This window comes from Montanilutibacter psychrotolerans (genome assembly GCF_003719825.1).
Taxonomy (GTDB): domain Bacteria; phylum Pseudomonadota; class Gammaproteobacteria; order Xanthomonadales; family Xanthomonadaceae; genus Montanilutibacter; species Montanilutibacter psychrotolerans.
This window is the reverse complement of sequence record NZ_RIBS01000001.1, coordinates 655491-676166: the sequence shown is the minus strand read 5'-3', so window position 1 is coordinate 676166 and position 20676 is coordinate 655491. Positions and strand designations below refer to the sequence as shown.

Sequence of the window (20676 nt, the reverse complement as noted above, 5' to 3'; positions counted from 1 at the left end):
TATCCGGCTATGGCCACACGCGAACGTCTGCCGCCTTGGCACGAGCGCCAACGCCTCGTGAACGGGCGAGAATTGTTGATCCGGCCGATTCGACCCGAAGACGCCGGCCCGCTGCGCGCCGGCTTCGAGCTGCTTCAGCCCGATGAAGTGCGCCAACGCTTCCTCTATTCGCTCAAGGAAATGAGTCCGGAGATGGCCGACCGCTTCACCCGGCCAAACCCGCGCACCGAGTTCGCACTGGTTGCGGCCGAACCGCTGCCACCGGGCGAGGCCCTGGTCGGCGCGGTGGCGCGAATTTCCATCGATGACAACCGCCGCGAGGCCGAGTTCGCGATCCTGGTCAGCCGTTACATCGCCGGCATGGGCCTGGGGCGCTACCTGATGACGCGACTGGTGAAGTGGGCGCGCGGCAAGAAGCTCGAACGCATCTACGGCGACGTGTTCGAACACAACCAGGCCATGCTGGCCTTGGCGCAGTCGCTGGGTTTCCGTCGCGAGTTCCAGAGCGATGTCCCCGGACTGACGCGCGTCGTGCTGGATCTCAATCCTCCGACCGCGCCACCGCCCGCGCCTCCCACCGCGCCGTGACCGGTCCCAGTCCAGCGGGAACAACGATCCGCTGAGCGGAAATGCGAAGACGCGCGCGGCATCGACGATGCCACGCGCGCCGGGACGGCAGGCATGCCGCCATCAACGCTCGATCGATGACACTCAGACGATGACGAGGTTCACGTCGATGTTGTTGCGCGTGGCGTTGGAGTACGGGCAGACCTGGTGTGCCTGTGCGACCAGCTTCTCGGCCACCTCGCGCTCCATGCCCGGCAGGGAGATCTTCAACTCGGCCTGGATACCGAAACCGGCGGGAATCTGGCCGATGCCAACGGCGCCTTCGATGCGCGTGTCGGCGGGCAACGCGATCTTCTCGCGACCGGCGACGAACTTCAGCGCGCCGATGAAGCACGCCGAGTAGCCGGCGGCGAACAGTTGCTCGGGATTGGTGCCGTCGCCGCCGGCGCCGCCAAGCTCGCGCGGGGTCGACAGCTTGAGGTCGATGGCGCTGTCGGAGGAGACGGCGCGGCCGTCGCGACCACCGGTCGCAGTGGCGTGGGCGGTGTAGAGGACGTTCTCGATGGACATGGTGGCTCCGTTGATTTTGGGGTGCGGCTGGGGGCAGCCGTCCCGGGTCGCCGCGACCGGGGACAGCGATGTCGTGATGTGGCTGGCGCGGCGTCGCGCCTTGCTAGTCGGCGTCCGGCTCGAACTTCAGCAGGTTGGTCCGTAGCGATTCGAGCTGTGCCTTCATCGAGACCAGCTCGTCGACGGAGCAATCCGCGGCGCAGAAGATGTTGGCCGGCACCTTGGCCGCGCGGGTCCGCAACTCCCGGCCGGCCGGCGTCAACGCGATGATGACCTGCCGCTCGTCACTGCTCGAGCGTGTGCGGGTGATCAGCCCGGCCGACTCCAGGCGCTTGAGCAACGGCGTCAGCGTCGCCGAGTCGAGGAACAGTCGCGCACCGATCTCGGACACCGCGACCGCGTCGCGCTCCCACAGCACCATCATCACCAGGTACTGCGGATAGGTCAGGCCAAGACCCGACAGCAGGCGGCGATAGACCTTGTTCAAGGCCAGACTGGTCGAGTACAGGGCAAAGCAGAGCTGGTCGTCCAGGTGCAGTGCCGTGCGGGCCTGTGCCTTCGGACCGGTCGACTTGCCGGTTGGCTTGCTGGCTTGCTTGCTCGATGGCTGGCTGGCGGGCTTGCTGTTCATGGGGCGCACAATACATAGCGCGCTATTTGATTGCAAGCACTCCAATATCGCGCAATCGAACTGCCGACGAACGGTCGACGAAAGACAGCTGCCGGCATCGCGCGGCCGCAAGTGCGTTGTGAATTCGCCGCCCCAGGCGTTGGCCAGATCAAAAAAGGCGCAACACCGCGACGGGCGGTCGACGATCCGACGCCATGCGCATCGAACGCGTCGGCAACCGATACCACCGTGTTGGCGGCCGCCTCGCGCCTGAACCGTCGAGCCACCGCGCTCGCGTAAACTTGACGGCCGTTTGCGCGGGCGATGACGGTCGCCGGCGCTGCACCTGTTTTGTCGCGAGCACACGCCACGATGTCGAACGCCGCATTCCCCACCCCGCCCCTGCCCAGGACTGGCCAGAACCGCGCATGGTGGCGCGCACCGGCGTCGCCTTCGGCGCTGGCGCTGCACATCGCGGTGGCCGCGACCGCGCACGATGGCGTCCTGCTCGCGGTGACACGCGACAACCACGCAGCGCACCAGCTCGAGTCCGACCTGCGCACCTTGCTCGGCGCGGACGGACGCAGCGATGGCGCGACGCCGGTGCTGCCGTTCCCGGACTGGGAAACCCTGCCCTACGACGTGTTCAGCCCGCACCCGGACATCGTCAGCCAGCGCCTGGCAGCACTGCATCGCCTGCCGACGCTGAAGCAGGGGATCGTGGTGGTGCCGGTGCAGACGCTGCTGCAACGCGTCGCACCGCTGCGGCATGTGGTGGGCGGCAGCTTCGATGTCCGTGTCGGCCAACGCCTGGACCTCGACGCGGAGAAGCGCCGCCTCGAATCGGCCGGCTACCGACACGTGCCGCAGGTTCTGGACCCGGGTGACTTCGCCGTGCGCGGCGGTCTGCTCGATGTCTATCCGATGGGCGCCGAAACGCCATTCCGTGTCGAACTGCTCGACGACGAGATCGACACCATCCGCGGCTTCGATCCGGAATCGCAGCGCTCGCTCGACAAGATCGACGCCGTGCACCTGCTGCCCGGCCGCGAGGTGCCGATGGACGACGCCTCGCTCAAGCGCGCGCTCGACGGGCTTCGCGATCGCTTCGACCTGGACACCCGACGCAGCGCGCTGTACCAGGATCTCAAGGCCGGCATGGCGCCGGCCGGCATCGAGTACTACCTGCCGCTGTTCTTCGAGCAGACCGCCACGTTGTTCGACTACCTTGGCGAGCGCGTGCTGCCCGTGGTGTGCGTCGGGACGTTCGAGGCGGCCGAGCAATTCTGGACGCAGACCGGCGAGCGCTACGACCAGCGTCGCCACGATGTCGAACGGCCGGTGCTGCCGCCGGGCGAGCTCTACCTGTCGGCCGATGCGCTGCGCGAGCAGCTCAATCGGGGCGTGCGCGTCGAAGTGTGCGGCGAAGGCCACCCGCAGCGCGAACGCGCGCACGCCCTGGGCGACCAGCCGGCTCCGGCGTTGCCGGTTGCCGCGAAGGACGCGCCCGCCGCGGCCGCGCTCACATCGTTCCTGACCAGCTACCCGGGCCGCGTGCTGATTGCCGCCGATTCGGCCGGACGCCGCGAGGCACTGCTGGAGGTGCTGGCGGCCGCGCAGTTGCGTCCCCAGGTGCTGGCCGACTGGCAGGCGTTCGCGTCTGGCGCAGAAGCGTTCGCCATCGCCGTGGCACCGTTGGACGACGGATTCGCGCTCACCGCGCCGGCCATCGCGGTGCTCACCGAGCGCCAGCTCTTCCCAGAACGTGCGCTGCAGCCGCGCCGCCGCAAGCGCGCCGGCCGCGAACCCGAAGCGATCATCCGCGACCTGGGCGAGCTCACCGAAGGCGCGCCGATCGTTCACGAGGACCACGGTGTCGGCCGCTATCGCGGGCTGATCACGCTGGAAGCCGGTGGCGAGAAGGGCGAATACCTCGAGATCGAGTACGCCAAGGGCGACCGACTGTACGTGCCGGTCGCGCAGTTGCACCTGATCAACCGCTATTCCGGCGCGTCGGTCGAAACCGCGCCGCTGCATTCGCTCGGCGGCGAGCAGTGGACCAAGGCCAAGAAGAAGGCCGCCGAAAAGGTCCGCGACGTGGCCGCCGAGCTGCTGGAGATCCAGGCCAAGCGCCAGGCGCGCGCCGGGTTGGCGATCGATGTCGACCGTTCGATGTACGAGCCGTTCGCGGCAGCGTTCCCGTTCGAGGAAACCCCCGATCAGCACGCGTCGATCGAGTCGGTGTTGCGCGATCTGTCCTCGGCGCAGCCGATGGATCGCGTGGTCTGTGGCGATGTCGGTTTCGGCAAGACCGAGGTCGCCGTCCGCGCCGCGTTCGCCGCGGCCAGCGCGGGCAAGCAGGTCGCCCTGCTGGTGCCCACTACCCTGCTGGCCGAGCAGCACTACCGCACGATGCGCGACCGCTTCGCCGACTGGCCGCTTCGCGTGGAGGTGCTGTCGCGGTTCAAGACCAGCAAGGAAATCAAGGCCGAACTGGAGAAGGTGGCCGAGGGCAAGATCGACGTGATCGTCGGCACCCATCGCCTGCTGCAACCGGACGTCCATTTCGCCGACCTGGGCCTGGTCATCGTCGACGAGGAGCAGCGCTTCGGCGTGCGCCAGAAGGAAGCGCTGAAGGCGCTGCGCGCCAACGTCCACCTGCTCACGCTGACCGCAACGCCGATCCCGCGCACGCTCAACATGGCGATGGCCGGGTTGCGCGACCTGAGCATCATCGCCACCCCGCCCGCCCACCGCCTGGCCGTACAGACCTTCGTCGTGCCGTGGAACGACGCGCAGCTGCGCGAAGCCTTCCAGCGCGAGCTGTCGCGCGGCGGCCAGGTGTACTTCCTGCACAACGACGTCGAGAGCATCGGCCGCATGCAGCGCCAGATCGAAGAGCTGGTGCCCGATGTTCGTGTCGGCGTGGCGCACGGCCAGATGCCGGAACGCGAACTCGAGCGCGTGATGCTCGACTTCCACAAACAGCGATTCAACGTGCTGCTGGCGACCACGATCATCGAATCGGGCATCGACATTCCCAACGCGAACACGATCATCATGAATCGCGCCGACAAGTTCGGCCTTGCCCAGCTGCACCAGCTGCGCGGTCGCGTCGGCCGATCGCACCATCGTGCCTACGCCTACCTGGTGGTGCCCGATCGCAAGTCGATCACCGCCGATGCCAAGAAGCGGCTCGATGCGATCGAGGCAATGGACGAACTCGGCGCCGGCTTCACCCTGGCCACCCACGACCTCGAGATCCGCGGTGCCGGCGAACTGCTGGGCGAGGACCAGAGCGGGCAGATGGCCGAGGTCGGCTTCAGTCTCTACACCGAGCTGCTCGAACGCGCCGTGCGATCGATCAAGCGTGGCGAACTGCCCGATGTCGACGGCAACCACGCGCGCGGCGCCGACATCGAGCTGCACGTCCCGGCCTTGATCCCCGACGACTACCTGCCCGACGTGCACACCCGCCTGACGCTGTACAAGCGCATCAGCGGCGCGCGCGACGGCGAGGAGTTGCGCGAACTGCAGGTCGAGATGATCGATCGCTTCGGCCTGTTGCCCGATCCAGCCAAGCACCTGTTCGCGATTGCCGAGTTGAAATCGCAGGCCACGGAGCTTGGCATCCGCAAGCTGGACATCGGCGACAAGGGCGGACGGGTGCAGTTCGTGGAGAAGCCCGACGTCGACCCGATGGCGATCATCCGGATGATCCAGGGCCAGCCCAAGCTCTACCAGATGGAAGGCCCCGACAAGTTGCGCATCAAGCTCGAACTACCCGACGCCGCGGCACGCCTGGCCGCCGCGCGTGGCCTGCTGTTGATGCTTCGCAAGCCCGGCTGAGCCAGTGGGGCGATGTGGATTCCGGCGCCGGACATTACCGGCGCCGAAATCCGCACCGAGATTCACGGGACGAACCCGCTGCGCCTCAGATTATCGAGCGGCAGGAACAGCGGCTCCGGCAGCGAGGACCATGCGAACCACTGCCATCGCGCGCACCTATCCGGCTCTCGCGCCGCAGGCTCGCCCGCCCCACCGTCGGCCACGACAAACAGCGTGACCGTGTGCCGGTGTTCGGCAACGAACCGGTTGTTGGCGTAGGGCCCCGGCGTCACGGTGCCGATCCGCAGTCCGGTCTCCTCCAGCACTTCACGCCGCGCGCAGTCCTCGACGGACTCACCGAACTCCAGGTACCCGCCGGGCGGCGCCCAGGTTCCCGCGCCGTGCGAGCCGATCCGTTGACCCAGCAGCACCCGGCCCTCGCGCATCACGATGACGCCGACCCCCACTCGCGGGACGTCGCCTTCTGCCGGAATGCTCATCACGGCGCTCCTGAGTCAACGTGTCCGTGGGTCACACGTCCCCGACCGACGCCGGCGCGTCCGATGGCACCGCCGTGCTGCTGCCCGGGAAGCGCGGCAGGCCATCGCGGGTGTCAAACCAGGGCACACGCGAGTCAGTCCAGACGTGGTCGTCGATGCGCACCCTGGCGGGTTCGTCGAGGCTGCCGATGCACACCTGGACGCGATCGTGCAGCACCTCCTCGCGCATGCCGATGGTGCTGCCGCAGGTCGGGCAGAAACCACGTTCGGCAAACGCCGACGAGCGATACCAGGCCGGCGCCTTCGTCAGCCACGAGAAGGACTCGATGGCAAAGTGCACGAACGCCAGCGCCGGAGCGCCCGAGTGCCTGCGACAGTTGGCGCAGTGGCAGATCACGCCCCGCAATGGCTGGCTGGTGGCGCGATAGCGGATGGCGCCGCACAGGCAGCCACCATCAAAGTGTGTTTCCGCGGACATGGGGCAACTCCCAAGGTACCTGTTGGACTTCCATTCGATGGCCCGCGCGCGATGCGTCCGACCCGTTACCACAGCGCCGGCAACCGTCGCGCGGAAACCACCCGCGACACGGCGCGCGCAACATCAATGCGGGGCCGTCATCGCTGTGGCACAGGATGACGGTTGCCCGGCCCGGATCGGTGAAGAATTCCTGGAACGCTGCGATGCCATCGGTGGAACCGCGACGCGGCGCGCCGCGATGTCCGGTCAGCGGCGAGGCAAGGCAAGCGCCTACCCCTCCGCAGGCAGGCACTTCCCGTGCGAACGCAGTGTCTTGAGCGCTTCCGGATCAGTCGTTTGCGCGTGCTCGCACACCAGGTTGCCGCCGTAGTCGTACATCGCCTTCTTGGCCGGTTCCGAGCTCATGAACGCCAGAGTCTTGGTCATGCAACTCGATTGGAAGGCCTGGTTGACCCGGCTCTTCTGCTCCGCCGGCAGTGCGTCCACCGATTCGGCCAACGCGCGCGAGTCGATCGCGGCCTTGCCCAGTGCGAGGAGGACGTGCCCGTCTTCCGAATCGATGAACGCCAGGCATTGCGCGACTTCCTGCGGCGTCAACGTCTTCGCCAGCGGAGCGGAAGCCTGCCGGGCGACCTCGTCGACACTGAACTTGTCCAACGCCGCACGGGCGATCGCGCGCAGTTCGGGCTCTCCTGCGGTGTCGATGTCCACCCGTCGCATCATCATCCTGTCGGCGTTGTACATCGACAGCAGGTAGCCAATGATCCGCCCCGGGTCCTGGGCCGACTCGGCAGCGGGCTCTGCCCGGACGGCCGCGCAAGCAAGCAGCGCAGCGGCAACAACAGTGGTACGCAGCGATAGGCTCATGTCGGAATCCCTTTCGACGGAACAGGATGGGCGCAGCGGCCCGAGGCCGCCCCGTGGACGGATTATCCACACGGCGCGGGGCCTGCAAAGGTGGCGGGGTTCCCTCGCGCATCGCATCCGGGCCAGCCCCGGGAGCAGGCTTCAGCCGCGTCCGATCGACGACCACTCCATCACAGTGCCGCAGGATTCCTGCGTACGCCGGACCCGAGCCGAAACGGCCGATCAAGCCGAAAGGTCGTGCATCACCTGCGACCACGACAGCAGCAACATCGGCGCCACTACCTGGCAGCACGCCGTAACCACGGCGCACCGCCGGTAATAGCGGGCCCCGAGGGGAACCACGAGCACCGCCAGCTGCGTGGTGACGATCCAGGACGCCCAGGCGAGGAAGATCACACCCCCGACCAGCACCGCGGCCCAGCTACCCGACAGGGAAACCAGCGCGAACGCAACAGCGAGCGCCAGGCCGGTGAACGGCAGATAGCCCCTGAGGAAGCGCGCGCCCAGGTTGCCGCGCGCGACATCACGAGGTTCGGGAATCGGATCGGCCGGATCGGATGAGGGATGGACGGCGGTCACCCCTGCGGCCGATCCGCGTGCTGGGGCAGGTTGTCGTGGATCTCGAACCAGTCGGCCTTGGACGCCACGAAGATGTGATCGCCCGGCCCCCGGCGCAACGGGGTGTCCAGCGTCCCCATCCGCACGCGCACCTGCGGAAGGTTGCCGCGCTGGCTCATGATCGGCGACCCGCAGTTCGAACAGAACGTGCGACGCATTTCCGGACTGGACTGAAAGCTGCGCAGCGACGGCTCGCCCTCGACGATGACGAAGTCGCGCTCGGCAACGACGACGTTGGACGCGAAGGCCGACCCGCTGGCCTTGCGGCACCGCGAACAATGGCAGAAGAACGCCGGGCCCAGTTCGCCGCGGATCTCGAATTTCACTGTGCCGCAAAGGCAACTTCCGGTGTGCATGGACCTTCCTTCTGGCGTGGTGGTCTGGAGGACGCCGAAGCACGGAACCGCTCCGGCGGGATTGGCCGATGCCGCTGCGCGGCTCAGTCGCCCGTGTAGGGCCCCTTCACTTCACCCCAGCCCCACTTGGGCATCGGCGCGTGCGCGTCGACCGTGGCGCCGGGCTGGGAGTTGATGACCGCCAGGCGCGAGCCCCATTCCAGATAGCCAACCAGGGCGGAACGGAATTCGGGATCGTCGGGCATGCCCAGCTCGTCGGCCGTTTCCAGCAGCAGGCCGACCCACCGCCGCCGCTGCTCCTGGACGAGGTGCCGATTGAGGTGCTGCTGGATCATGCGCGGGTGGCCGCCGTGCTGGCTCGAGTAGTCACCCGGGCCGCCCAGCACCTCGGCGAGAAATGCCGCCACGTGGGCCGGATGGGCGTCGTCCATGTGCGCGAAGACAGGCCCCAGCAGCGCGTCGGCCTTGACGTGCTGGTAGAACCGCGTGGTCAGACGGGTAAGCGCTTCGATACCGCCTACCCATTCGTAAAGGGTTGGAACGTTCTGAGCTGACATGCAAGACACCGGTTGGGGTGGATTGGACGGGGCGGATTGGACGAGGCGGCCAATCGCCCCCACGGGAAGCTGGGCGCTGTCGCAGGCACGACCCTTGGCACTGAATCGGCGCGGTGGCCCAGCCCGAACGCCCCGTCGCCGAACAGCCAACCAGGTCGTGACAGTGGCAGGTGCGGAACACGCTGAATGCGGGCCCAGCGTGCCGGACATCGATTTTTCGCGCAACGCCATGGCCGACCTCGGGGGATGGCAGCCTCCGATCCACGGGATGCCCTCACGGCCCACGGGCACGGTGTGGCGCATGTGGCAAGGGGCATCAAGGATTGCCGCCCTGTCCCATCCGTCACCTGACCTTCCGCCTCATGCGGGCGTAAACTAAACCCATCAGCATCGAGTCGCATCCTGATTGATGGGGCGCCGACCTCGCCGGCCCGCGTCGCCCCGACCTGCCCGCTTCCGCCGGCACTGCGAGGACTGTCATGCGTGCTTCTGCCCTGACTCCCGACTACGCCCCGCTGCCGTTTGGCCGAGTTCCGGACAGCACCGACCCGGGCGCCCGTATTTCGATCCCCTCCGACGCCATCGCCCAGTTCGACGCGGTGCTGCACGAGCTCAACCCGGACGCGCCACGTGTCGACCAGGCCCGCCTGCAGGCGTTGGCAGGCTGGCTGATGCGCCTGTCGCCACAGGAGGCCCATGACGTGCTCGAACTGCGCCTGACCCGCATCGAGCAGCTGCGGGCCCTGCTGGTCGACCCCGACTGGGATGCCGACGCGGCGATGCGCGCGCGCCTGGGCAAGTTGCTGTCGTATTTCGATCGCGCCGAGGATCTGATCGCCGATTCGACCCCGGCGCTCGGCCTGCTCGACGACGTGCTGATGTTCGAGCTGGCCTGGCCGGTGTTCGAGGCCGAGGCGGTCGAGTACGGCGACTTCTGCGACTACCGCGCGAGCGAGCACCCCGGCGGCGATGCGCCCGCCCAGCGTGCCGCGTGGCTGAACGACCGCCTGGCCGAACTGGCGCTGTTGCGCCACCACGCCCGGGTTCACGACAGTCATTACGCCGACGTGCACGTGCCGGACACGACGTTCCGCGTCGTCTGGTGATGCGGCGCAGCGCCGGCCCGGGCCGGCGCTGACGCATGTCAAGCCTTGTTCGCCCGGGCTAGGCTGATACCCTGCTGTCTGGTCCACTGGCAGCCGTGTTCCCCGACCGGTCCAGCACAGTTTTCGACCGCTGCCCAGGGCACGCATGTCAGCACGTTTCGTTCATCTCCACCTGCACAGCGAGTACTCGCTCGCCGACTCGACGATCCGCATCGGCGATCTGGTCAAACGCTGCGCCGCGCTCGGCCAGCCGGCCGTCGCGCTGACCGACATCGACAACATGTTCGCGGCGGTCAAGTTCTACAAGGCCGCCGAGGGCGCGGGCCTCAAGCCGATCATCGGTGCCGACATCGGCCTGGCCGACGGCAATGAGGCGACCTCGCGCATGACGCTGCTCTGTCGCGACCGTACCGGCTATCTGACGCTGTCGCGCCTGCTGAGCCGGGCGTGGATGGAAGGCCACCGCGTCGAGGGGGTGGCCGTGCGCCCGGAATGGCTGCGCGAGGACAACGCCGGGCTGTTTGCGCTGGCCGGCCGCGGCAGCCTTGCCGGACGCCTGATTGCCAGCAACCGCCACGAACTGGCCGAGGCCTGGCTGGCCGATTGGCGCGGCACCTTCGGCGATCGCCTGCACCTGGAGCTGACCCGCAGCGGGCGCGAGGGCGAGGAGGCGTTCAACGCGTTCGCCGTTGCCGCCGCGTCGACGCGCTCGCTGCCGCTGATCGCCACCAACGATGCGCGCTTCCTCGACCCGGACGGCTTCGACGCCCACGAGGCGCGCGTGTGCATCTCCACCGGCCGCGTGCTGGACGACCCCAAGCGTCCGCGCGAGTACAGCCCCGAGCAATACCTCAAGTCGTCGGAGCAGATGGTCGAGCTGTTTGCCGATCTGCCCGATGCGATCGACAACGGCATCGCCCTGGCGACCCGCTGCAACGTCGAGATGCACCTGGGCACGTACTACCTGCCGGCCTTTCCGGTGCCCAGCGAGCACACGATCGAATCGTGGCTGCGCAACTGCGCGCGCGAAGGTCTGGCCAAGCGCCTCGAAAAGGCGCCGCTGGCGCCTGGCAAGAGCCGTCAGGTGTACGACGAGCGCCTGGAAATCGAGCTCGACGTCATCATCAAGATGGGGTTCCCGGGCTACTTCCTGATCGTTGCGGACTTCATCAACTGGGGCAAGGAACAAGGCATCCCGGTGGGCCCGGGACGTGGTTCCGGTGCGGGTTCGCTGGTCGCCTGGGCGCTCGGCATCACCGACCTGGACCCGCTGCCGTACGACCTGCTGTTCGAGCGATTCCTGAATCCCGAACGCGTGTCGATGCCCGACTTCGACATCGACTTCTGCATGGACCGCCGCGACGAGGTCATCGACTACGTCGCGCGCAAGTACGGCCGCGACCGCGTCAGCCAGATCATCACCTACGGCACGATGGCCGCCAAGGCCGTGGTGCGCGATACCGGCCGCGTGCTTGGCCATCCGTACGGCTTCGTCGACAGCATCGCCAAGCTGATCCCGAACACGCTCGGCATCAGCCTCGACGACGCGCTGGGCAATTCCGACGCGGCCAAGAAGGACAGCAACCTCGCCTCGGCCGACCTCATCCAGCGCTACCGCAGCGAAGATGAAGTGCGCGACCTGCTCGACCTCGCGCTCAGCCTGGAGGACCTCACGCGCAACGCCGGCAAGCACGCCGGCGGCGTGGTGATCGCGCCCAGCCCGCTCAGCGACTTCTGCCCGCTGTTCGCCGAACACGATGGCGAGGGCCGCGGCAAGAGCCCGGTCACGCAGTTCGACAAGGACGACGTCGAGGCCGTTGGCCTGGTCAAGTTCGACTTCCTCGGCCTGCGCACGCTGACGATCATCGACTGGGCGGTGAAGGCGATCAACGTGCGCCGCGCCGCGACCGGCGAGGAACCGCTCGACATCACTGCGCTGCCGCTGGACGACAAACCCAGCTACGACCTGTTCTCGCGCGGCGACACCGTGGCCGTGTTCCAGTTCGAATCGCGCGGCATGCGCGAGCTGCTCAAGCGCGCCAAACCCGACACCTTCGAGGACATCATCGCGCTGGCCGCGCTGTTCCGTCCCGGCCCGCTGGGCTCGGGGATGGACAAGGACTGGGTGGACCGCAAGCACGGCAACGCCGAGGTCACCTACCCGCACCCGTCGCTGGAGCCGGTGCTGGGCCCGACGTACGGCGTGATCGTGTACCAGGAACAGGTGATGCAGATCGCCCAGGTGCTGGCGGGCTATTCGCTCGGCGGCGCCGACATGCTGCGTCGCGCGATGGGCAAGAAGAAGCCCGAGGAGATGGCCAAGGAGCGCGCCAAGTTCGAAACCGGCTGCGCCGAACGCCAGATCGAGGCGAAGGTCGCCAGCCCGATCTTCGACCTGATGGAGAAGTTCGCCGAGTACGGCTTCAACAAGTCGCACTCGGCCGCGTATGCGCTGGTGGCCTACCAGACGGCTTGGCTCAAGGTGCACTACCCGGCCGAGTTCATGGCCGCGGTGATGTCCTCGGACATGGACAACACCGACAAGGTCACCGGCTTCCTCGATGAGGCGCGCGTGATGGGCCTGACCGTGCTGCCGCCGGACGTGGACGCATCGCCGTACATGTTCGAGGCGACCACGCCAGACACGATCCGCTACGGTATCGGCGCGGTGAAGGGCGTCGGCCGCGGTGCCTGCGAGGCGATCGTCGAGGCGCGCCGCGCCGGGCCGTTCGTCGACCTGCTGGATTTCTGCAAGCGCGTCGACAGCGGCAAGCTCAACCGCCGTGCGCTGGAGGCCCTGACCCAGGCCGGCGCGCTGGACAGGCTGGGCCGCAATCGCGCCAGCCTGATGCTGCAGTTGCCCGAGGTGCTGAAGGCCACCGACCAGCTGGCACGCGAGCGTGCGGCCGGTCAGGTGTCGCTGTTCGGCGGTGGCGAAAGTGCCCCGGCGCTGCGCCTGGACCTGCCCGAAGCCGACGAGTGGCCGCTGGCGCAGTTGCTGTCCGGCGAGCGCGATACGCTCGGCCACTACCTCAGCGGGCACCCCTTCGATCCGTACCGCGATGAGCTGCGGGGCCTGCTCGGCTACGACCTGGGCGAGATCGAGCGCATCTGGGAATCGCGACCGGAAAGCGCGCGCAGCGGTTGGCGCCCGGAAATGGAGATGGCGATCGCCGGGCTGGTGGTCGGCCTTCGGAAGAAGGGCGACAGCCAGATGTTCGTGCAGCTCGAGGACGGCCGCGGCCGCATCGAGTGCGGGTTCTTCGCCGAGTCGTACGCCGAGTTCGCACAGATCCTGGTGCGCGACCGCCTGCTGGTGATCCAGGGCGGGCTGCGCGAGGACGCGTTCAGCGGCGGCTTCTCGTTGAAGGCCGTGCGCTGCTGGGATTACGCGCAGGTGTGCGCCAGGCACGCGCAGCGCCTGTCGCTGCGGCTGGACCTGCGCGTGCCGGGCACCTTGCAGCGCGTCGATGCAATGCTGGCCCGGCAACGGCCCGGTTCGACGCCGCTGCGCCTGGACCTGCTGCGCGAAGGCGCGGCCGGCATGCTCGATCTCAACGGCACGTCCAGCGTGCGCATCGACCCGGACCTGCCCGGCAACCTGCGTGCCCTGCCCGGCGTGCGGGCGGTGAAGCTGGCCCTGGCCAAGCCCTGGGTGAACTGAGTGCCGCTGAACTGAGCCCCGTGCCCGGCAGGTTTGCCGGGCAAACGGCGCGCCAGGCCACAGACGCCTCGGTATGGTCCGGGGGGCTGGGCTAGACTGTCGCCTTTCCGGCCAGACCGCGGCCGCGGGCATGCGCATGAATCCGAACTACCTCGATTTCGAGCAACCGATCGCCGACCTGGAATCCAAGATCCAGGAACTCCGCCACGCCAGCCATGGCTCGGCCGTCGACGTCGATACCGAAGTCCACGCATTGCAGGACAAGCTGCGCCTGCGCACGGCACAGATCTTCCGTGACCTGTCCCCGTGGCAGGTCTCGCAACTGGCCCGCCATCCGGCGCGGCCGTACACGATGGATTACCTGCGGGTGATCTGCGACGAGTTCCAGGAACTGGCCGGTGATCGCGCGTTCGCCAACGACAACGCGATCGTCGGTGGCCTGGCCCGCATCGACGGACGCAGCGTGGTCGTGATCGGCCACGAGAAGGGCCGCGACACCAAGTCCAAGATCCGCCGCAACTTCGGCATGCCCAAGCCCGAGGGCTACCGCAAGGCGCTGCGCCTGATGAAGATGGCCGAGCGCTTCGGCCTGCCCGTGCTGACCTTCATCGACACCCCCGGCGCCTGGCCCGGCATCGACGCTGAAGAGCGCGGCCAGTCCGAGGCGATCGCGCGCAATCTCATGGAAATGGCCGAACTGCGCGTGCCCGTGGTCTGCACCGTCATCGGCGAAGGCGGTTCCGGCGGCGCGCTCGCGATCGGCGTGGGCGATCGCACGATGATGCTGGAGTACAGCACCTACTCGGTGATCTCGCCCGAAGGCTGCGCCTCGATCCTGTGGAAGTCGGCCGACAAGGCCAAGGACGCCGCCGAACAGCTTGGCCTCACCGCCAAGCGCCTGCACGGCCTGGGCCTGGTGGACAAGGTGGTGCGCGAGCCCACCGGCGGCGCGCACCGCAATCCCCGGCAGATGGCCACGCGCCTCAAGGCCGTGCTGCTCAACGAACTCGACTCGTTGGTCAACGTGCCGGTCGATCAACTGGTGCAACGCCGCTACGAGCGCCTGCGCGGCTACGGCGCGTACGAAGCGGCGTAAGCGCGGGCGGGCCCGTGATCGGCGGCGCGAAGTAGCCGTTTCCACGACGCTGACGTGGGTGCTGCGGGTTGCGGCGCGGTGCTTGGGGCGGTGCGACGCGTATTTCGCGCGCGGACTCCAAGCAGGTCAGCTGCCTTCACTGCACCAGCCAACGATGCCGAAGGCGCTCGCATGCACGGTCGGACCGGCGCGCGCCGCCGCGTCATTCCAACGACGTGGCACCATCGTGCGATGCCTGAATCCCCTGCCAGCAGCCTGACCCTGCCACCAGTGCCGGCCACGCCACTGTGCGTGGGCCACAGCGGCGGACTCGATTCAATGGTGCTGCTGCATGCGCTGGCAACCTCAGCGCAAACCGGCCATCGCCAACTGCGCGCGCTGCACGTCCACCATGGCCTGCATCCCGATGCGGATGCCTGGGCCGCGCACTGCCAGCGCGCATGCGATGAACTGGGCGTGCCGCTGCGCATCGTTCGCGTGGAGGTCCCGCTCGATGGTGGCGAGGGCGTGGAGGCCGCGGCGCGACACGCGCGGCATGCGGCGTTCGCGGCGGAACTTGGCGACGGGGAGGTGCTTGCGCTCGCCCACCATCGCGACGACCAGGCCGAGACGTTCCTGCTGCGCGCGCTGCGTGCCTCGGGCGTGGACGGCCTTGGCGCGATGCGCGCGTGGCGCGACTTCGCGCGCGGCCACCTGTGGCGGCCGCTGCTGGAGGTCCCGCGCGCGGTACTGCAAGACTATGCCGCCCGGCACGACCTGCGCTGGATCGACGACCCCAGCAACGCCGACCATGCCTTCGACCGCAATTTCCTGCGCCATCGCGTGCTGCCGCTGCTGCGCGAGCGCTGGCCTACGGCCGACGCGGCGCTGGCTCGCAGCGCGGAGCTGGCAGCGCAGGCGGGCGAGCTGCTCGACCACGGCGATGCCGAGGCGTTGGCCCAGGCCAGCACCCTCGACCCGCACTGCCTGCAACTGCCGCCGTTGCTGGCCCTGCCCGAGGCCAGGCGCGCACGCGTGTTGCGTCGCTGGATCGCCACGCTGCAACTGCCACCGCTGCCGGGAAACGGCGTGGAACGGATCGAGCGCGAGCTTTTGGCGTGTGCCCCTGACAGCCAGGCGCGCTTTCGTTGGGGCTCGCGCTGGGGCGGCCTCGGCGCCCCGGAACCCGGCAAGCCCGCTGGCGACGAAACCCCGGGCCCACGCACGGCCGAGGTGCGCCGCTGGCGCGACCTACTGCACGCCGGTTGGTACCAGTCGCCGCTGCCGCCCGGATGGCGGCAAGGCTGGGACGGCTCCGCCGCGTTGGTCCTGCCCGACGGCGCCAGCCTGAGACTCTCCGGTGCCGCGCGTTTCGATTCCATGTTCGAGGTGCGCACACGCCATGGCGGCGAACGCATCACCCTGCCCGGGCGCGGGCATTCGCACGCCCTCAAGCACGTGTTGCAGACGCTGGGCGTGCCGCCGTGGCAGCGCGAGCGGCTGCCGCTGTTGTTCGACGGCGAGGAATTGCTGGCCGCGGGCGACCTGGCCTATTCCGCGCGCTTCGACGCTTGGCTGCGCGAGCATGCGGCCGGGTTGAGCTGGACGCGGAGCTGAGCCGGACGCAATCGCCGGGCGCGCGGCCACTGCATCCTGGTGCAGCCGCCGCCATCACGCAGCCACGCACGTTGACCATCCGCAGCCGCGCCGCGCACACTTCCGCCATGCCACGCAAACCACCCACCGAAGCCTCCCCGGTCGCCGACTTCGAACAGTCGCTCGATGCCCTCGAGCAGCTCGTCGACAAGATGGAACACGGCGAGATGAGCCTCGAGGACTCGCTGGCCGCGTACGAACGCGGTGTCGGCCTCTACCGTCGATGCCAGACCGCGCTGGAACAGGCGGAGCTGCGAGTGCGCCTGCTCAGCGACCCGCAGGACCCGGCCAGCGGCGAGCCCTTCGCAAGCCCGACGGCGCCCGGCAACGATGCTTGACCGGCGTCTGGCGGTCTGGCGCGAACGCGCCGACGCAGCGCTGGTGCGCGCCCTGCCCGATCCCCACACCTCGCCACAGCGGCTGCACGCGGCGATGCACCACGCCGTGCTGCTGGGCGGCAAGCGCATGCGCCCGCTGCTGGTGTATGCCAGTGGCGCATTGTTCGATGCCGACACGGACGTTCTGGACGCGCCAGCGGCCGCCGTCGAACTCGTGCATGCCTACTCGCTGGTCCACGACGACCTGCCCGCCATGGACGACGACGCCCTGCGCCGCGGCCAGCCCACCGTGCACGTGGCGTTCGACGAGGCCACCGCGATCCTCGCCGGCGACGCGCTGCAGGCGCTGGCCTTCACGGTGCTGGCGCAAGCCCCCGCCGATGCGACCACGCGCGTCGCGCTGCTGGGCACGCTCGCCGGTGCCGCCGGCGCGGCCGGCATGTGCGGCGGACAGGCGCTCGACCTGGATGCCACGGGCGCCGCAGCATCGATCGACCTGGCCGCGCTCGAACGCCTGCATGCGCTCAAGACCGGTGCGCTGATCCGCGCCGCGGTGCGCATGGGGGCGCTGTGCGGCGGCGCCAGCACGACCGAACTCGCCCAGCTCGATCGCTACGCGGACGCGCTCGGGCTGGCGTTCCAGGTACGCGACGACATTCTCGACGTGGAAGGCGACAGTGCCACGCTGGGCAAGACCGCCGGCAAGGACGAGGCGCAGGACAAGGCCACGTTCCCGGCACTGATCGGCCTGGACGCCTCGCGCGCGCGCCTGGACGAGCTCGCCGTGGTCATGCACGCGGCGCTGGCACCTTTCGGCGAACGAGCGGCCGCGCTCGCATCCCTGGCCGAATTCGCAGCGCGGCGCAATCACTGACCGTCCGGGGCGCGACCCGCTCAACGGGCCGGGTCGTCGACGCGCGGCCACCCGTCTAGCCGGCGCTTCCCCAGCACCGCACGCACGCCTGCGGGCTGCGGCCCTCGCTGGGCCCACAACAGAAAAGGCCCGGACAATGCCGGGCCTTCCTGGTGTTGCAGCTGCGCGCTCGCCCTTTCAGGCAAGCCCGATCGCGACTACTTGATCAGACGCAGGGCAACCGGGTAACGGTAGGTCGCGCCGCCGTTGGCCTTCAGGCCGGCGATGATGAAGAGCACGATCGAGCCCAGCCAGACCAGCAGGGTCAGCGGGCTGGCAAGGCCGAGCGTGACGACCGTCAGCACGAACAGCGCCACGTAGACCAGCAACAAGGTGATGTTGAAGTTCAGCGCTTCCTTGGACTGGTCGATCAGATAGGCCTTCTCCGGCTTGTCCTTGTTGATCAGCCAGATGATCAGCGGCACGATGAAGCCGAACAGGATGCCGGACAGATGCGTCAGCATCGCGATGGTCCGGTCTTCCGAACCCGCCTCGCCTGCTGGCGCTTGGTTGATATCGTTCATTCCCTGGTTCCCCTTCCATTTCGTTTCGGTGGTTGCTTTCGCGGCGGCCACAGCCACCACAGCGGCGTCACTGTCGGTGGCGGGAGCCGCCTGTGTCAAGAACGGTTTCGATTCCGCCGCACAAGCCGCCAGTTCGCGCAATCGTCGGACGCCCCGGCGTCCGACGTTCGCCATCGCGCTGCGCGGTGCAGGCAGCACGACACGGGTGCGCGCAAGCGCCCTGACTCAGTCTTCCGGCGTCTCGCCGGCCACGGTCATCCGGCCCACCAGGATCGAACCGGTGGCGATGTGCGAACGCGGATCGACATCGGTGCCCACCGCTTCGATCGCCTTGAACATCGCCTTGAGGTTGCCGGCCACGGTGACGCCGTCGACCGGGTACTGCAGCTCGCCGCCTTCAACCCAGAAGCCGGCCGCGCCTCGCGAGTAGTCGCCAGTGATCGCGTTGACGCCCTGCCCCATCAGCTCGGTGACCAGCAGGCCACGGCCCATGCCGCGCAGCATCTCGTTCAGGTCGCCGGTATTGGCAGCCACCTGCAGGTTGTGCACGCCGCCGGCGTTGCCGGTGGTCTGCAGCCCCAGGCGACGCGCCGAGTAGGTGCCCAGCACGTAATGCTGCAGCACGCCGCCGGCCACCAGGGCCGAATCGCGCGTGGCCACGCCGTCGCCGTCGTAGGCGCTGGAGCGGAAGCCGCGCGTCAGGAAGGGCCGCTCGTCGATGCCGAACCAGTCCGGGAGCAACTGCGTGCCGACGCTGTCGAGCAGGAAGCTGGCACGGCGGTACAGCGCGCCACCGGACACTGCGCCCAGCAGGTGGCCCACCAGCGAGCGGGCGACTTCGGACGCGAACAGTACCGGGTACTCACCGGTGGCCAGCTGGCGCGGCGCGAGGCGAGACACGGTGCGCTCGGCGGCCTTGCGGCCGATCGCGGCGGGGTCTTCGAGGTCCCCGGCCGCCAGCGCGATGCTGTACCAGCCCTCGCGTTGCATCTCGTCGCCGCTGCCGGCGATCAACGCGCAGCCGATGCTGTGCTGGGTGCTGCGCTCGCGGCCGATGAAGCCGTGTGAATTGGCGTACACACCCAGGCTGCTGCCACTGCCGAACGATGCGCCGTCGGAGTTGGCGATGCGCGGATCACGCTCGCGGCCGGCCTGCTCACACGCCAGGGCGAGATCGACGGCCTCATCGGCCTCGATGGCCCAGGGGTGCCAGCCGTCGAACTCGGGCCAGCGCCCGTCAGCCGGCGGGACGGCCATGAGCTCGGGTTCGGCCAGGCCGGCGGCGGCGTCGTCCTCGGTGTGGCGGGCGATCGCGCAGGCCTGGGCCACGGTCGACTCGAGGCTGTCCTCGCGCAGATCGGCGGTACTGGCCGTGCCCTTGCGTTTGCCGAAGTACACGGTGACCGCAATGCCGCGGTCGCGGGTCGCCTCCACCGTCTCGACCGCGCCCATGCGCACATTCACGTTGAGGCCGGACTCCTCTGAGCACGACACCTCGGCCTGGCTGGCGCCCTGCGCGCGTGCGCTGGCGAGCAGGCGCCGGGAGAGGTCGGCGAGGCGGTCCAGGCGTGCCTGGCTGTCGTCGCTGGCACCGGCCTGACGGGCCGGAGACGGGAGGGTCTTGTCCAATGTCTTATCCTTTCACTCTGTCATCCTGGGGCCGACGGCCGCAGGATCTGTTTTTGGCTGATCCGGACGGGGGCGATGGCGCTGTTGCCACCGCTCCATCCGGACTGAAAGTTCGGGAAGAAATGCGATGCGTGGTATTGACGAGGAAACCGGCGAGTACCTGGGCGACAGCCGCAGCCAGAACCGGCGCGAGGCGCTGGAGGTGTTGGCGCTGGGCCAGCAGCTGGTCGCGCTGAGCGAGCCGCAGCTGATGAAACTGCCGGTGCCCGAGCACCTGCTGCCGCACATCCGCGAGTGCCGGCGCATCACCTCGCACATCGCCCACAAGCGCCAGCTGGCCTTCCTGGCCAAGCAGATGCGGCGTGAGGACGACGAGGTGCTGGAGGCGATCCGCGACGCGCTGGATGTCAACGGCGAGGCCGGGCGACGCGAAGTGGCCGCGATGCACCGCGTCGAGGCCTGGCGCGACCGCCTGCTTGCCGATGGCGACACGGCGCTGGCCGACCTGATCGTCGAGTACCCGGGCGCCGACCGCCAGCGCCTGCGCCAGCTGGTGCGCAACACGCTCGAGGAGCGCAAGCGCAACAAGCCGCCGCGCGCCTTCCGCGAGCTGTTCCGCGAACTGCGGGTGCTGATGCTGGGTGGCGGTGAGCCCGGCGGCGTCGACGACGACGGGGCGGAAACGGAAGGTCTCGACGAGGACTGAGTCCGCCGCCCCGGCCCACCGGCCGATGCGGGATCCAGCAATCGCGCCGTCTCGCGCAGCTCCGCGACGGTGCCTGCGCGCGCGCGACGTGGCCGCCTGGCCTGACGCCGCGGT

The 20676-nt window shown here is 68.8% G+C and carries 19 protein-coding genes; 9 read left to right on the top strand and 10 right to left on the bottom strand.

Going from position 1 to position 20676, the window contains the following annotated elements:
• Nucleotides 1-9: 9 nt before the first annotated feature.
• A complete protein-coding gene (locus EER27_RS02855; protein ID WP_123086491.1) occupies nt 10-588 on the top strand; it encodes a GNAT family N-acetyltransferase in 579 nt (192 codons plus the stop codon).
• A gap of 123 nt (nt 589-711) precedes the next feature.
• On the opposite strand, the gene EER27_RS02850 is transcribed toward EER27_RS02855, so the two are convergent.
• Complete coding sequence (locus tag EER27_RS02850; protein WP_123086490.1) at nt 712-1137, bottom strand: organic hydroperoxide resistance protein; 426 nt, start codon at nt 1135-1137, stop codon at nt 712-714.
• A 103-nt stretch (nt 1138-1240) separates the two neighbouring features.
• Nucleotides 1241-1768 carry a MarR family winged helix-turn-helix transcriptional regulator gene (locus tag EER27_RS02845; RefSeq protein ID WP_123086489.1) on the bottom strand — a complete coding sequence of 176 codons (528 nt, stop codon included), beginning with the start codon at nt 1766-1768 and terminating at the stop codon, nt 1241-1243.
• Between the two features lie 351 nt (nt 1769-2119).
• On the opposite strand from EER27_RS02845, the gene mfd reads away from it, so the two are divergent.
• A complete protein-coding gene (gene mfd / locus EER27_RS02840) occupies nt 2120-5596 on the top strand; it encodes a transcription-repair coupling factor (protein ID WP_123086488.1) in 3477 nt (1158 codons plus the stop codon).
• A 62-nt stretch (nt 5597-5658) separates the two neighbouring features.
• Here the strand turns inward: mfd and EER27_RS02835 are convergent, their stop codons facing one another.
• The 6 genes from EER27_RS02835 to EER27_RS02810 form a co-directional block, all read right to left on the bottom strand.
• A complete protein-coding gene (locus EER27_RS02835) occupies nt 5659-6075 on the bottom strand; it encodes a nucleotide triphosphate diphosphatase NUDT15 (protein ID WP_123086487.1) in 417 nt (138 codons plus the stop codon).
• A 31-nt stretch (nt 6076-6106) separates the two neighbouring features.
• Nucleotides 6107-6553, bottom strand: a complete 447-nt coding sequence (locus EER27_RS02830; RefSeq protein ID WP_123086486.1) for a GFA family protein — start codon at nt 6551-6553, stop codon at nt 6107-6109.
• 270 nt (nt 6554-6823) lie between these two features.
• Nucleotides 6824-7420 carry a hypothetical protein gene (locus EER27_RS02825; RefSeq protein ID WP_123086485.1) on the bottom strand — a complete coding sequence of 199 codons (597 nt, stop codon included), beginning with the start codon at nt 7418-7420 and terminating at the stop codon, nt 6824-6826.
• A gap of 222 nt (nt 7421-7642) precedes the next feature.
• Nucleotides 7643-7999 carry a hypothetical protein gene (locus EER27_RS02820; RefSeq protein ID WP_123086484.1) on the bottom strand — a complete coding sequence of 119 codons (357 nt, stop codon included), beginning with the start codon at nt 7997-7999 and terminating at the stop codon, nt 7643-7645.
• The gene (locus tag EER27_RS02815; RefSeq protein WP_123086483.1) at nt 7996-8394 is read right to left on the bottom strand and encodes a GFA family protein; all 399 of its coding nucleotides are present in this window, start codon (nt 8392-8394) and stop codon (nt 7996-7998) included. Before EER27_RS02815 ends, EER27_RS02820 begins: the two co-directional genes overlap by 4 nt.
• A gap of 83 nt (nt 8395-8477) precedes the next feature.
• Nucleotides 8478-8951, bottom strand: coding sequence for a group II truncated hemoglobin (locus EER27_RS02810; RefSeq protein ID WP_123086482.1), 474 nt, complete (start codon nt 8949-8951; stop codon nt 8478-8480).
• 479 nt (nt 8952-9430) lie between these two features.
• Between EER27_RS02810 and EER27_RS02805 the strand changes: the two genes are divergently transcribed.
• The 6 genes from EER27_RS02805 (at nt 9431) to ispA (ending at nt 17664) form a co-directional block, all read left to right on the top strand.
• Nucleotides 9431-10057 carry a hypothetical protein gene (locus tag EER27_RS02805; RefSeq protein ID WP_123086481.1) on the top strand — a complete coding sequence of 209 codons (627 nt, stop codon included), beginning with the start codon at nt 9431-9433 and terminating at the stop codon, nt 10055-10057.
• Between the two features lie 145 nt (nt 10058-10202).
• A complete protein-coding gene (gene dnaE, locus EER27_RS02800; RefSeq protein ID WP_123086480.1) occupies nt 10203-13721 on the top strand; it encodes a DNA polymerase III subunit alpha in 3519 nt (1172 codons plus the stop codon).
• 136 nt (nt 13722-13857) lie between these two features.
• Nucleotides 13858-14817 carry an acetyl-CoA carboxylase carboxyltransferase subunit alpha gene (locus EER27_RS02795; protein ID WP_123086677.1) on the top strand — a complete coding sequence of 320 codons (960 nt, stop codon included), beginning with the start codon at nt 13858-13860 and terminating at the stop codon, nt 14815-14817.
• A gap of 231 nt (nt 14818-15048) precedes the next feature.
• Nucleotides 15049-16413 (top strand): tRNA lysidine(34) synthetase TilS, encoded by a 1365-nt coding sequence (tilS, locus tag EER27_RS02790; RefSeq protein WP_123086479.1) that lies wholly within the window; start codon nt 15049-15051, stop codon nt 16411-16413.
• Between the two features lie 107 nt (nt 16414-16520).
• Complete coding sequence (locus tag EER27_RS02785; RefSeq protein WP_123086478.1) at nt 16521-16790, top strand: exodeoxyribonuclease VII small subunit; 270 nt, start codon at nt 16521-16523, stop codon at nt 16788-16790.
• Nucleotides 16783-17664 (top strand): (2E,6E)-farnesyl diphosphate synthase, encoded by an 882-nt coding sequence (ispA, locus tag EER27_RS02780; protein ID WP_123086477.1) that lies wholly within the window; start codon nt 16783-16785, stop codon nt 17662-17664. Before EER27_RS02785 ends, ispA begins: the two co-directional genes overlap by 8 nt.
• 197 nt (nt 17665-17861) lie before the next feature.
• Here ispA and EER27_RS02775 read toward each other — a convergent pair whose 3' ends face one another.
• Nucleotides 17862-18227 carry a DUF4870 domain-containing protein gene (locus EER27_RS02775; RefSeq protein WP_123086476.1) on the bottom strand — a complete coding sequence of 122 codons (366 nt, stop codon included), beginning with the start codon at nt 18225-18227 and terminating at the stop codon, nt 17862-17864.
• Between the two features lie 225 nt (nt 18228-18452).
• Nucleotides 18453-19856, bottom strand: coding sequence for a metalloprotease PmbA (pmbA, locus tag EER27_RS02770; protein ID WP_123086475.1), 1404 nt, complete (start codon nt 19854-19856; stop codon nt 18453-18455).
• A gap of 127 nt (nt 19857-19983) precedes the next feature.
• Between pmbA and yjgA the strand changes: the two genes are divergently transcribed.
• Nucleotides 19984-20562, top strand: coding sequence for a ribosome biogenesis factor YjgA (gene yjgA / locus EER27_RS02765; protein ID WP_123086474.1), 579 nt, complete (start codon nt 19984-19986; stop codon nt 20560-20562).
• Nucleotides 20563-20676 lie beyond the last annotated feature (114 nt).